The organism is Allorhodopirellula solitaria (genome assembly GCF_007859855.1).
Classification (GTDB): Bacteria; Planctomycetota; Planctomycetia; order Pirellulales; family Pirellulaceae; genus Rhodopirellula; species Rhodopirellula solitaria.
On the sequence record NZ_SJPK01000004.1, the window covers coordinates 19615 to 33479 of the forward strand.

Annotated in this window: 11 protein-coding genes; 6 read left to right on the top strand and 5 right to left on the bottom strand. The window is 57.4% G+C overall.

The window, feature by feature from the left end; translation table 11 throughout:
* Positions 1-54: 54 nt before the first annotated feature.
* Positions 55-2997, bottom strand: coding sequence for an FAD-binding and (Fe-S)-binding domain-containing protein (locus tag CA85_RS08945; RefSeq protein WP_146391015.1), 2943 nt, complete (start codon positions 2995-2997; stop codon positions 55-57).
* Positions 2998-3348: 351 nt separating this feature from the next.
* Here CA85_RS08945 and CA85_RS08950 point away from each other — a divergent pair, with 351 nt between their 5' ends.
* Complete coding sequence (locus CA85_RS08950) at positions 3349-3624, top strand: hypothetical protein (protein WP_146391016.1); 276 nt, start codon at positions 3349-3351, stop codon at positions 3622-3624.
* 289 nt (positions 3625-3913) lie between these two features.
* Positions 3914-4075, top strand: a complete 162-nt coding sequence (locus tag CA85_RS24805; RefSeq protein ID WP_186774829.1) for a hypothetical protein — start codon at positions 3914-3916, stop codon at positions 4073-4075.
* A gap of 286 nt (positions 4076-4361) precedes the next feature.
* Here the strand turns inward: CA85_RS24805 and CA85_RS08955 are convergent, their stop codons facing one another.
* On the bottom strand, positions 4362-5687 hold the full coding sequence (locus CA85_RS08955) for an SAM-dependent methyltransferase (protein ID WP_146391017.1): 1326 nt from the start codon (positions 5685-5687) through the stop codon (positions 4362-4364).
* A gap of 263 nt (positions 5688-5950) precedes the next feature.
* Between CA85_RS08955 and CA85_RS08960 the strand changes: the two genes are divergently transcribed.
* Complete coding sequence (locus CA85_RS08960; RefSeq protein ID WP_146391018.1) at positions 5951-6205, top strand: DUF3302 domain-containing protein; 255 nt, start codon at positions 5951-5953, stop codon at positions 6203-6205.
* Positions 6202-7326: an HlyD family secretion protein gene (locus CA85_RS08965; protein WP_146391019.1), complete on the top strand. Its 1125-nt coding sequence runs from the start codon at positions 6202-6204 to the stop codon at positions 7324-7326. Before CA85_RS08960 ends, CA85_RS08965 begins: the two co-directional genes overlap by 4 nt.
* A 109-nt stretch (positions 7327-7435) precedes the next feature.
* Here CA85_RS08965 and glsA read toward each other — a convergent pair whose 3' ends face one another.
* Positions 7436-8539 (bottom strand): glutaminase A, encoded by a 1104-nt coding sequence (gene glsA / locus CA85_RS08970; RefSeq protein WP_146391020.1) that lies wholly within the window; start codon positions 8537-8539, stop codon positions 7436-7438.
* 458 nt (positions 8540-8997) lie between these two features.
* Here glsA and CA85_RS08975 point away from each other — a divergent pair, with 458 nt between their 5' ends.
* Both CA85_RS08975 and CA85_RS08980 read left to right on the top strand, forming a co-directional pair.
* Positions 8998-9276, top strand: coding sequence for a hypothetical protein (locus CA85_RS08975; protein WP_146391021.1), 279 nt, complete (start codon positions 8998-9000; stop codon positions 9274-9276).
* A gap of 38 nt (positions 9277-9314) precedes the next feature.
* A complete protein-coding gene (locus CA85_RS08980; protein WP_146391022.1) occupies positions 9315-10979 on the top strand; it encodes an ABC1 kinase family protein in 1665 nt (554 codons plus the stop codon).
* A 30-nt stretch (positions 10980-11009) separates the two neighbouring features.
* On the opposite strand, the gene CA85_RS08985 is transcribed toward CA85_RS08980, so the two are convergent.
* Together CA85_RS08985 and CA85_RS08990 are read right to left on the bottom strand one after the other, a co-directional pair.
* Complete coding sequence (locus CA85_RS08985; RefSeq protein ID WP_146391023.1) at positions 11010-12659, bottom strand: DcaP family trimeric outer membrane transporter; 1650 nt, start codon at positions 12657-12659, stop codon at positions 11010-11012.
* Positions 12660-12924: 265 nt separating this feature from the next.
* A complete protein-coding gene (locus tag CA85_RS08990) occupies positions 12925-13791 on the bottom strand; it encodes a transporter (protein WP_246112628.1) in 867 nt (288 codons plus the stop codon).
* Positions 13792-13865: the final 74 nt, after the last annotated feature.

A 13865-nucleotide genomic window follows, 5' to 3' on the forward strand; every position in this document is an offset into this window, starting at 1 on the left:
AGGCGTAGATTGCGGACGCTGGTCAGTGGATCGGCGGAGCGATCCACGTCGCTTCTAACGCAGTGCGTCACGCAGGATCACGGCGGGGTGAAGTGCACGGCGTGCGGTGCCGTCTGCGATCTGATGGCGGCAGGAGGTACCCGCTGCCGCAATGATAGTGTCACTACTTGCTCGCCGTACCGCAGGTAACAGCACGAGTTCACCGATCTTCATCGACACCTCGTAGTGTTCCTGTTCATAGCCAAACGAACCCGCCATGCCACAGCATCCACTGGGGATCAACGTGACGTGGAAGTTCTTGGGGAACTGCAGTATCTGCATGGTGGCCTGCATGGTACTGAGCGCTTTCTGATGACAATGGCCATGGACGATCACGCGGCGTTCATCGTTTCCAAAGGCGTCTCGGCGGATGTGGCCCGCCTCGATCTCTCTTGCGAACCATTCGTCGAACAGGAGGCAATGCTGCGACATCTGGACCGCGTCCGCTTTCATCTCCTCACCGACCAACTCAGGATATTCGTCTCGGAAGGATAGGATGGCCGAGGGTTCGATGCCGAGAAGCGGCGTGTCGCGATCGACCACCCCACGGAGCAGATTGACATTGTCGCGAGCGATCTGGCGAGATTGCCGCAGTAACCCTTTCGAGAGTGAACTACGCCCGCTCTCGATATGCTCGGGGATCTCCACTTCATAGCCCAGTCGTTCGAGTAGTTCGACGGTAGCGATTCCGACCTCGGGCTCGTTGTAGTTCGTGAACTCATCGGCAAACAGGAGCACCTTTCGGCCGTTCGCTGGCAATCCTTCGAAACGCCCCGATCGCTTCCGAAACCACCGCAGGAAGGTTGTTGAGGCGCTAGTCGGAATCGACCGCTGTGGGTGAAAACCGATCATGCGGTTGATGCAGCGGCGGATCAGCGGTGTGCGGGCGTAGAGATTGAAAAGGAATGGCGCATAGCTGATGATTCGCTGCGCCCGGGCGAAGCCTGCGATCATGCGACTTCGTAGCGGTACCCCGTTGGCATCGTAATAGTGCTGCAGGAACTCCGCCTTCAGTTTGCCCACGTCGACCGTAGAGGGGCATTCCGACTTGCAACCCTTGCAGGAGAGGCATAGATCCATGACCTCAGCGATCTCTTCACTGTCGAACGGATTTGCTTTGGTGGACGAGGTCAGGATTTGGCGCAGCGTGTTGGCGCGGGCCCGGGTGGTATCCTGTTCGTTCCGCGTCGCCATGTAGCTCGGACACATCACACCTCCGGCCAACTGCGTTTTCCGGCAGTCGCCCGAACCGTTGCACATCTCGGCTGCACGCAGGATGCCCTGATCAGCGGAGAAATCAAAGATGGTGGCAATGTTCTCACCTGAGTTTTGGCCGGGCCGGTACCGCAGTGACTCGTTCATCTGCGGTGTATTGACGATTTTGTTGGGGTTGAACACACCGGCGGGATCCCACACGCGTTTGAACTCCCGCACCAGTTCATAGTTTGCCTGGCCAATCATTTGCTGCAGGAATTCGCCACGCAGTCGTCCGTCGCCGTGTTCGCCCGAAAGAGAGCCTCGGTATCGCTTGACGATCCTGGCCACCGTGGAAGCGACTTCACGGAAGAGTCGCTTGCCATCCTCCGTTTTCAAATTGATGATGGGCCGCAAATGGATTTCGCCCGACCCAGCGTGCGCGTAGTGGACGCAGCGCAGGCCAAACTCCGCATCCAGCACTTCGCCGATCTCGGTGATGTAAGCGGGGAGATCCTGCACATCGACCGCCGTGTCTTCGATGACAGGGACAGTTTTGTCATCGCCGGGAATGTTCCCGAGCAAGCCGAGTCCCGCCTTGCGCAGATTCCAAACCCGCTCGCAGTCGTCGCCCAGTAGCACTGGGAAATGGTAACCCAGACCAGCGGCAGCCATGGCTGCCGCGATCTGCTCGGCGGACTGACGCACTTCCTCGTCGCTGCCTCCACGTACTTCCGTCACGAGGATCGCGGCGGGTTCACCTTCGATGAAAAATCGATTTTGGCGATGCTCGGTACTGCGCTGAGTGCAGCCAAGGATCACATCGTCGATGAGCTCGCAGGCATTGATGTCGAATTGCACCGCAATCAGCGTCGCGTGAAGCGCGTCGGCGACGCTGCCAAAGTGCGCGCACAGCAATCCACTGTGGGGTGGTGGCAGGGGAAGAATCCGTAGCTTGATTTCCGTCGTGAGCAGCAGCGTGCCCTCACTACCAGCGATAAGCCGGCAGAAGTTGAAGGGCTGGTTCGTGTCCATCAAGCAGTCGATCGCATAGCCGGTATTGCGACGGTGGATGGAGGATTTGGGGAACTCTCGCGTAATCTCTTCTCGAACGGTGGGATCACTCAGTCGGTCGCGAGCATGTTGATAGATCTGCGTCTCGAGCGAGTCACCAGCGGAGCACTTCTCAGCGACCTGGTCCGCCGTCAGCTCTGTGAACGTCACCTCGCTGCCGTCGGACAAAAACCCTCGGGTTTCGAGCAGATGGTCGCGTGTACTACCGAATTTGACGCTGTTGCTGCCGCACGAGTTGTTGCCGACCATCCCGCCCACCATGGCTCGGTTTTGGGTCGAGGTTTCCGGCGCGAACCAATATCCCAGCGGTGCGAGGTGCTGATTCAATTCATTGCGAATCACTCCTGGCTGCACGCGGACCCAACCCTCATCCGTGTTCACCTCGAGGATCTTGGTGAAGTGCCGCGAAACATCCACAACGATACCGCTGCCGACGACCTGACCGGCTAGGGACGTGCCCGCAGTGCGTGGGATCAAGCCGATGTGGTGCTCTCGAGCGAAACGGATCAATACCGAAAGATCATGCTCAGATTCGGGGATGGCGACCCCAGCAGGCATCTCCTGATAAGCCGATGCATCGGTCGAGTAGATCCGCCGCATCAGATCACCGGTATGAAGCTCTCCGTCCAGGGACTGAGCGAGTTGATCCCAATCAGCTGCATCGATCGAAACGCGGGCAGTCGTGCTCATGAACTGTCAAAATATTGGTGGGCAAGGGGCGGGCGTCTCTGGAGCGACATTGTAGCGCACGACTGCTGCCACGACATCACGCCTTCCGATTCATAGTCGACCGACGGCTGTGCTCGTCGTGAGCTGTTACACTTGGCAACCTAACAAAAACGCTCGGCAGCGGTGCAAACACTTCCCACGGCAGAGTTTAACCAGCCCGCTGCTGAGCAATCCCCGGTCTCGCATCTTTGGCACGCGAGTTGCTTCTGGTTTCCCAGGCGGCGACTTTGCCGCTCGAAAGCAAAAACAATTTCCCTGTTGTCCGCTTGCCACGAGTGCAGACGGGCAACCCCACCGAAAGAGAGTTTCGTAATGGTCAAGCAATTTTTATCGATCTTGTTCGCGGGTGGCCTCTTTGTCATGACGACCGGCTGCGATGTTGAAAAGACTTCCGAAGGCCGCTTGCCCGACGTTGATGTGGATGTCAGTGGCGATCCCGGTGCCGTGCCGAGCTACGATGTCGACGCGCCCGATGTGGACGTCTCCACCGAAGAGGAGCAGGTCACCGTCCCCGACGTTGATATCAGCACCGAGGAAAAGACCATGGAAGTCCCTAACGTGGACATTGACCTGCCTGCTGACGAATAGGCCTTCTTGGCAGGTTCCTGTTCCGGCATGGCCCTGGGCTTCAGCAGTATCTCGCGGAGTCGAGGGCTGGTGACCGAGAGCGTTCATTTACAGAGGAGGGCCCTTGGTAGATTGCCGGGGTGTTGCTCGAGCAGTACGGTGGTCGCTCCAGCTAGTCGATTAGCGACCCGCTCTGGAGGGAGAACTGCAGTTTCGACAACCCGTTCTCAGCTGAAGCCGGATGCGTCGCGCCGGCACCCGATGTCTCGCGTGAACTTCTCGTTAGGGCCGATCCAGCGGATCGGCTCCGATGAAAACCGCATCGGGCTGCCGTATTGGGCGTGCGTGTTGGGCTGGCCGCGACACGGGGGCAACACTGATGCCTTCATCACCCGATGGCTATGGCGAACCGCTGTCGACTGTCGGCCAGTTCTCGCGTGGCCAAGGCGTCTTTGAAATGCGCGTCATTTGATCGCTAGCGGACACCACGGGACACGACGCGAGACGCAACAGGCAGCCCAGTGCAATCCCGAGCGGGGTCGAAGACCGTTTGCAACGAAGCCTGCGACCCGCTTCCGAGTCAACGTCCCGTAACCAACGAACCCGCCTAGGTGATCCTGGGCCAGGGACGCTCTCTAAAATCCCGGATGAGATATTTGAAGGGATTAACAGACGGCGAAGCGACGATGCATAAGTCAGCCGAGACACCCCGTCGAAACCGACGAGGAGGTGTTGTCAGATGTTCGAGTCTTCGTGAACTACGCGGCGCGATAGAGATGCTCGCGGGTCGGTGGCATTCCTGACAGACCTTTGCCTGCCCGCTTAGTTGCCACGACCTGGTAGAGTTTGATCGAGCCTGCGGTGAATCCGGCCGAGGCGCCCGCGAGATAGGCGACCCACAAGTTGTATTTTTCGCGGCCGACCAATTCGATGGCTCGCTCGCGGTTGCTCGACAAGTTCTGGCACCAGAACCGCGTCGTGTGTGCGTAGTGCTCGCGCCACGACTCGACGTCATGCACCTCAAAGCCGCTCAGTTCGAGACTTTCAGTTGTTTCTCCGACCGGCGTCAGTTCGGAACCGGGGAAGATATACTTCAGGATGAACTGGCGTTCGGGGCGGATTCGCTGGGCCGCCTTCTTGCTCGTCTTTGCTCGTCGGGCGATCGCGTGGTTGAGCACCACACCGCGATCACGGAGCATCGAGTTGATTTTGCCGAAGTAGCGAGCGTAATTGGCTGCGCCGATATGCTCGGACATTCCGATGCTGCTGATCTTATCGTAGGTGCCTTGGTGGTCGGCGTAATCGCAAATTTCCACAGAGACTTGGTCTTGCAGTCCGAGTCGCTCGATCTTCGCTTTGGCGAAGTCATGCTGCTCTTGCGACAACGTCACACCGTGAGCCTTCACGCCGAAATGCTGGGCAGCGTGACAGATCAACCCACCCCAACCGCAACCGATATCGAGCATTTGCTCGCCCGGTTCGAGTCGGAGTTTGCGGCAGATCATGTTGAGTTTGTCATGCTGGGCTTGGTCGAGCGAGTTTGACCAATCGGTGAAGTATCCGCAGGTGTACTGCATCTCTTCCCCCAGAAACAGTTTGTAGAACTCGTTGCCCACGTCATAGTGGAACTGGATGTAGTCGGTGTTGTTCCGCGCCGACTCCTTGCGGCCGACCATGTCGTCGCTGTAACCGTGATCGAGGTCGCCTGCATTGGTTTTGGCGAACAGGAACGGAAGCGTCTTGCGGGCTACCATCGCCTTGCTAATTTTCTTCAATTCCGCCCGGTTGGATCGCTCGGTGCGGAGGGCCTTGGTGAATTCGATCAGGTCGCCACCTTCGAACTCGATATGTCCGGTCGCATAGAGTCGAACGAGTGTCTCGAGCGTTGGCCGACGCAGCAGTGACCCGATCACGCCCGGCCCTGAAATCGCGATCACGAGTGGCCCGTCGACATGGGGACCCAAAGGAACGACGTTGCCGTCCCATAAGCGGACAGAGACATTGAGATCGAGCGGTCCCGCGACCGCCTGCAGGACATCTGTGATCGAGGCCAGTTGCGTTTTGGCGGAGAAGGGTGCACCCATCGGTTTTTCTCTAGGAGGAGCTGGACGGCGAATCGGCGGACGAGCGATGCCACTTGGATCACTCGATAGCACATTGGTCCCATCGGCCGTTAGGTCAAAATGCAACGAAAGAGCGACCGGTGCTTCGAATACCACTGATTTTTCGAAGACTCGCTCGCTTGCCTGAGAGGCTGAATCCTGCCGTTTACTTGAAACTAGCAGCGGGATAGGATTGACGCCATTCCAGCATCTTGCATGAGGGCATTGCCCAGGAGGGACGGCTTATGATTGATTTCGCCACTGTTTTCGCGTGGTTTGTGATCGCGGTATTGTTTTTTGTCGCGGTGATTATCATTATTGCGCTTGGGTCGTTGCCCAAGAAAATCGCCATGAAACGGAACCACCCCCAGGTTGATGCGATCAATGCTGCGAGCTGGATCGGCTTGGCATGCGGCGGAATCGGCTGGCCGATCGCATTCGTGTGGGCGTTTCTGCATGCTGGAAATGTTGGGCATCCGCCGAAGGAGAATGATCAGTGATAGCGATATTCACGATTGTATATGTTCTTGGCATCTGGCTCTTCTACATCAAGATGAAGATCAAGCCAACGCCGACCAATGTGGCCGTTTCTGCCACGATCGGATTCCTAGCAATTGGTTTGATCACCATCTGCTGGCAGTTTTCAGCCCCCATTTCGAGAGCATTGGTAGTCAGTCGTTATACGGTTCAGATCGTTCCGCAGGTCCGCGGCCCCATCGAGAAAATCTATGCCGAGCCCAATGCTCCGCTCGAGAAAGGGAAGAGCAAGCTTTTCGAGATACAAAAGACAACCTTTCAATACACCGTCAACCAGCTCACCGCGTCCCTCGAGGCGGCCAAGCAGACCGTCGAGCAATTGACCTCCAATATTGCCGTGGCCGATGCCGCGATCAACGTAGCGATCGCGAAGGAAGCCGCTTCGGAGGCGCAGTACCGGTCTGCCAAGGAAGCGGAGGATTCGCTTGCGGGGAGTATCGGTGTGGTTCAGCTCGAGAAGTACAAACAAGAGCTGCTCGGAGCAGAATCGGGTATCGAGCAGGCCAAGGCGTCCAAGCAGTCCGCGATTGCAGCTCTTGCGGCAGCAAAGAGTACCGTCGAAGCTACCAAAGCGAGTCTCGATACGGCGCTGTTCAACCTCGATCGATGCACGGTCTACGCGCCCGCAGACGGTTTTGTCACGAATTGGCAGGTTCGCGAGGGTTCCATGGCCGTTCCGCTGCCGTTTGCGCCGATGGGAACTTTCATTGACACCTCGTCGGCCAATATCGTGGCAACGTACGGTCAGAACGTCGTCAAGAACGTAAAGCCGGGCGACCGTGCTGAAATCGCCTTCAAGTCCCACCCGGGTCAAATATTTTCTGCTTCAGTGATTACCGTGATCCCTGCTACCGGTGATGGTCAATTCACCACTTCGGGGCAACTGATCACCACATCATCGGTCCGATCGACAGGGCAATTCGCCGTGAGTTTCAAACTCGACGATGATTCGCTCGGACCGGAGATGGCGATGGGAACGACGGGCATGGCAACTATCTACACCGATTCGGGGAAACCGTTCCAAATCATCAGCACAGTCACCGTTCGCATCAAAGCGTGGATGTACTACCTCTTGCCGATGTAGAGAATGGAACCGCGAATATCCCGTCGGGCTATTCGCGGGCGTTCTCGTACCGCGACGTGGTTGTAGACAATAGCCGGTGGTTTAAGCAGGGCGAACACCACCGGAAACCTTAGTTGCGTCCGTTGAAGAGGCTGAGTTCGAGTTCTTCAGCGATGTACTTGATCGCATTTTGAGCTCGAACGCTGTTGCCGTGCTCGTCGAGTGGTGGCGAGAAACCGACGATAGCAAAACGACCTGGCACGACCGAGACGATCCCACCACCGACTCCGGTCTTCGAAGGCAATCCCGCTTCGCAGGCCCATTGGCCGGATCCGTCATAGAAACCGCATGACAGCATGATTGCCAACAGCTTTGGCACCTGGTCGGTGGGCAGCAGTCGTTTGCCCGACTTCGGGTTCTGGCCGCCGTTGGCCAAAGTGGCTCCCATCGTCGCGAGTTGCCGTGCGGTCACTCCGATCGAGCATTGTTTGGTGTACACGTCGCAAACTTCGTCGGGGTCGGCGTACAGCTTGCCGTACGAGTCGAGCAACCAGGCGATGCCCTTGTTGTGCCAGTTCGTTGCCGCTTCGGATTCGTAGATCGAATCGATCACCGTCAGGTCATCATCAGCAAACTCTTCAAAGTAGGAGAGGATTTTTTCGAAGCGTGCTTTGGGCGAGTCCGCATCGACCATGCTGACCGAGGCCATCGCCCCGGCGTTGACCAACGGATTGACAGCGCTCTTGTGCAGTTCCACGGCAGCGACGGAGTTGAACGGCAGTCCCGTCGGTTCGACCCCGATTTTCTCTAGGACCGCTTCGTAGCCATCGTCTCGAAGCAGCATGCTCAGCGTGAAGGGTTTGGAAACCGATTCGATGGCAAAACTGTAGTCAACGTCGCCCACGGTGATGACGTCACCGTTGACGGTCATGATGCACACACCGAACAGTTCCGACGGGATCTTGGCGAGCTCAGGAATGTAATCCGCATTCTTGCCATCGGTGTCATCTTTGAATTTTTGATGAGCGGCATCGGCGAGGCTTTGTAGCTTTTCCAGACTGACGCCAATATCGACTGTCTTATCGGCGGCTTGTTCTTGAGTGGTCGTTGCCTGTGTGGGAGTGGACGAGTCGGCAGTCGCTGGCGGTTGTGCGACGGCGCAATTGGCCGCTGTCCACGATAGCGACGTGGCAAGCGATGCTACCAAAAGACGACTTCTTAGTTTGCTCAACATGACAAAGAGATTCCTGGTGATGAGGGGACAACAAGGGACGAGGATTGAGAAGTAACGAGCGGCATGGAAAGGTTGAACGCGAAGGGTCACCCATCAGGTGGGGCCCCGCTCGGACGAGCAGGGCGATAGCAGAAAAGGGCGTTTGCCGTTCGCTTCCGTTCACGTTCTGACTGTTCCCCGATCGAAAACAGTTTTACGCGTCTTTCCAGCGTCCGCGTCAGGCTTTAGACTAGTCACTTGTGCACCTGTTTTCCACACTGCCAGCGTTAAGTTCTGATCAAACAGCCTGGAAACTAGATAGCGACGCAGCGGCGATCCAGCGATAGTACACTGGTATCGTGCGGTGGCACGAAATCCAGCCGTCTTCCAGCAGATTGCCGTCACGCGCCAGCGCGGCAACAGGGGCGCGTGCATCACTCTTCGACCTCACTTTATCTACTACGTACACGAGACCAACGATGGCGACAGAACAAGAGAAGCTCGATGATCTGGTCACGGGACTGAAGCAGCAACGAGATCATCTACGGGTTCGTATGCATTTGGTGGAGATGGAGGCCAAGCAGGAGTACAATCGTCTATCGGAGCAGTTGGACAAGCTGAATAGTCAGTACGAACCGGTCCGCGATGCTGCGACGGAGTCGGCGGGCGAGGTGGTGGCGGCGTTGATGTTGGCTGCTGAAGAGATGGGCAATGGTTTGCAGCGAGTTGTGACCAAGATCCAAGAATCGAAATCCTAGGCCATCGCCATTTTGCGTTTTAACCCAGACGACCGCAGATGGACGTAGCGAACCTTCCACAGTTGGTGCGCAACGCCGAGCGTCTCAACGAAGTTGTCTCGGTCCTGCTCCGCTATGGTCTCGCGCCATGGCTCCGCGATGTGCCGGCTCAATGGGTGCAGAAACTGCTTCGCACCAGCGGCGGTGAATCGATCAGTGAGCTCGAAGAGCCGGTGAGGATTCGCATGGCGTTGGTCGAGCTCGGCACGACTTTTGTCAAGCTCGGTCAGATGCTCAGCACGCGCGCCGACCTCATCGGTCCGGACCTGGCCGCTGAGCTAGCCAAGCTGCAATCCGAAACGCCGCCGGATCCTCCGGAGGTGGTCGTCGGCATGATCGCACAGGAACTCGGTGGGTCACCCGCTGAGATCTTCCAAAGTTTCGACGAACATGCGATCGCCTCGGCGTCGATCGGTCAGGTCCATGAAGCCCGTCTGCGCAGTGGTCAGAGCGTGGTTGTGAAGGTCCAGCACGCGGGGATCGAGACCAAGATTCGCAATGATCTCGAGATCTTGGTGGAGCTGGCAAAAATTGCAGAATCGAACTCGTCGTACCTGGCTCAGTACCAACCTGTTGCTACCACCAAGGAGTTCCGTCAGACGCTCGAGAATGAACTGGACTTTCGTATCGAGCAACGAAGCCTCGAGCGTTTCCGCAGCAACTTCGCCGACGATGCGACCGCTCATTTTCCAATGCCCTACGCGAGCGAATCGTCGCAACGCGTGCTGACCATGGAGAAACTCGAAGGGATCAGTGTTTCTTGTCGAGCAGATCTGGTGGCATCGGGTTACGATCTCGCGGAAGTAGCACGGCGTGGCGCTGAACTGTTTCTGAAGATGGTATTCCGCCACCGCTTTTATCATGCCGATCCCCATCCGGGCAATTTGATGGTGCTCGATGGCGGTGTGATCGGCGTGCTCGATGGTGGCATGGTCGGCCATCTCAGTGACACGATGGTCGAGCAGATCGAAGATCTCCTGATCGCTGCCTTCGACCGTGATTCGAAACGGATGGTCGATGCCGTGATCGCCATCGGTCAACCGCCTGCTGATCTCGACAAACGCGCATTGCTGCGAGACCTAGAACGGTTCCTCGATGACTATGGTTCTCGTTCGGTCGATGAGATCGACACCACTGCTGTCATCAATGATTTCACCGACATCATCCGCAGCTATCAGATCATCCTGCCATCGGAAGTCACGCTGCTGCTCAAGATGGTGGCGATGCTCAAAGGAACCGCCACCCAGCTCAGCCCACAGTTCAGCTTGGAAGAATTGTTGGAACCGTACCGCATCGAAGCGATCCGGAATCGGTTGTCGCCGCAGCGGTTGTGGAAGCAGCTTGTCGCGACGCATCGAGATTGGACGCATCTGATTCAATCCCTGCCCGACGATGCTGCGGACATTATCGGTCGCATGCGCGTTGGTAGTTTCGATGTTCATTTAGACCACCGAAACCTAGGCACGATTGTCAATCGACTCGTCATGGGTATCTTGGCCGCGGCGTTGTTCGTGGGATCGACTCAACTTTGGAGCAGCAATGTCGCGCCCCGGTTCCATGGCGTATCGGTGCCAGGGATCCTGGGCACAGCGATCGCCATTTATTTGGGAAGCCAAGTGATCCGCGCGATCAAGAGGTCCGGGGACCTCCGAGATCGCCATTAGCTTCGGCGCGCTGCGGTCGTCCGCCTGAGGTTAGAACGCGTACTGGATACCGAGTTGAATGCGGCGAGCGCGAGCCGATTGACCATCGATGTTCTCGCGTTCACCCCAGAGGTATTCCATGCCCACGTACGTGTTTGCGATCGGGACCCACATGACGTTCGCGGCGAGATACTTTGATCCCGCATACGTCGAATCCGGCTGCGTGCTTGTCGAGTCGTTCGAGTTCTCGCCGTAAATGAAGTTGGAACTCCACTTGGGCGACCACCAATGTTCATACCCAGCGAACCAGCCATTGGCATAGAGGGCCTCGAGGTCGCCATTGGCGTCGACCGCCGCATCGAGCCCCAACCCGTTGGCATCCTCGACGTAACGCGCAATCCCATAGCCGGCTGCGTACTGGCCGATGATCCGAGACTTGGTCAATGCCACCTCCCAGGGAGAGCATTTGTTCGCATCCGCAGGAGCGACTCCCATCAGGCATGCCCAGGGGTGCACATCAGCAGTGAAGTTAATGCCATAGCCGGTCGCATCCAATTTCTCGCCGACGAGCGGTTGGTAGGTGAGCTTGCGAACAATCCCGGCGAGCTGAGTGTGACCATAGTGGTTGTCATACCGTAGGTGGCCCGTGAAGTCGGGCATGTCTTGGATGTTGGTACCGTCGAGAGAGTTGCCCGCGTTGTCGACTAACGTCATGTCGGTGAACGGTTGCTCGGCAGCGACCGCGATCTTGAATCGCTGCGTTACCGGGAGTGTGTACCGGATCAGTGATTGACGAACCAACATGATCCCACCGGGACCTTCGTAGTCAATCACATTGGGAAAGACGTCGTAATCCATGAACACCGAAGCGTCCTGGCCAAAACGCCAGTTCTCGATATCGACATAGGCAAAGCGAAGCCGTAAGGGGTAGGACCCGAAGGCACCTTGGGTATTGCCGTTAAAAAAGTCGACCTGCAGGTACGATTTCACGTCGCCGAAATGCGTATCGGCATGCGTTTCGAAATCCAGCCGTGACCAACGTGGTGTGAAGTTGGCGTTTTGCCCGCGTTCGGCGGGGACGGGAATGGAGCTGGTGACGAAGTCGTCCGTGGAATCCATCGGATCGAACGTGAACATGCCGTCCAAGTGAATCAATCCGCCCCAGCGATAGGAGATGTTGGAGCCTGGGACTTTGGTGGAGTTTGGAAAGCTACCCGCCGTCACATATTTCTTGTCACCATCGACCTGGCCTCCGGTGTCCGCATGAACTGGATTGGTGCTGGGAACGAGAATCGGAGAGGCTGGGCCACCCCCTTGGCGCCGTCGGACGTATCCGGGGGGGCCGTACTCAGCAGCCGTCCGTGGAAACGCCCCACCGTACTGGCCACGATTGTCCTGGACAGGCAGCGGCAGACTGCTGGTCGTCGTCGAGGGACTGTTGGTGGCAGATGGAGCGGTGGCAGTTGGACTCGTCGTCCCGGGGCTGTCGATGATGAGCAGCCCGTCGTCGTCATACATGTAGTCGTGAGCGTTCAGCGAACCGGTGACCGCCGGGTCCGAAAGCGGGCTGGGCACGTAGACGGGCTGGTTAACGTCCTGGCTCATCGCCGGCTGGCATATTGCCGAAGCGCCTCCTGCTAGCGCTGCGACGGCTAGCAATTTCAATTTCAAGCCGTTCCGGCTGACAATGTCGCGGTCCATGTTTAAGATCCATCTTAAAAAAATACATAAATCCTGACTGGCCCGCGTCCATGCGGTGACCAGGGAGGACACCGCAAATCGCCCCCCATGGCGATCACCTGTCCACCCCTTTTACTCGGATACAATATCTATACCAGTTCACCATTTATTCGCGATGGCCGGGTGGATCGCCCGGTTTTTACGGCGATTTGGCGCCAATGTGAGCGTCCGTTCGGGTTGTGCCGATTCTGCAGCCTTGTCGCCGCCTGGTCCCAAAGGTCGACCGCTAGAACCGCAGTCCGGTACCGATGTTGCTGAAGAATCCGGGAGCCTGCTGATTCAGTCCCCAACCGACCCGGATCCCAACTTCCAAATTCGGGTTGATCAGATAGTGCGTCCCCGGACTGATGAAGTGTTGTGAGCTTTCCGAGACGCGGCCATCTGTGTTCACGCTGAAATATTCGACGTGCCCTTCCCAGTTTTCGCCCAATGGAAATTTGACGACCGTCGAGGGGGACCAGATATTGAACGAGTCGTCTTCGAACGCCCCCGTGCCGAAGCGAATGGCCGAGTCCCATTTCCAGTCAGTTCGATTGGCCCAACCAAAGACGTAGGTCGTCGACAGTTGCGTCGCCGTATCGATCCCGGTGAGGGGCGTGTACGCGTCGATCGCAACAGAGCTCTCGGGCTTCCAACCGCGTTGGTGACTGACCTGCCACTTCGCGCCATAGATCACGCGGGATCCTCGCTCGAGATCCGTTGTTTCTTCGAATTCATCGGGCACGTTTCCTGATATGGGGTTGCCTGCACCACCGACCTCGTAGTTGTAGCCGAATCGCAGTTCGAAGCGATCGCCGATTCCATATCTGGCAATCAGTTCGGGCAGACTATGGGTCTCAGGCACTCTGCGATTGTCGACGAAGGAATACGCGGCTTCCAATACGAGATGCCGGTCTCCGACAACACCGGTCGCGAGCGTGAACGAATCACGATCGGTTTCGATTTCGTCCTCCTCTTCGCCACCTTCCGGGCTCTCCGGTGCGGCGAAACGGCACTCGGGAAAGAGGCCGAAGACGTCCTCCGCCGCTGTGGGCGAGCAAGCCAGGAGCATCAAAACGGCAAGTGCTATCGTGGTTCGCTCAACAGTAGGCATGGTCGTCCCTGACACGGCATTTTGATTTCTATCGCAGCGTCGCCATCGACACGACGCAATCATGGCTATTACGC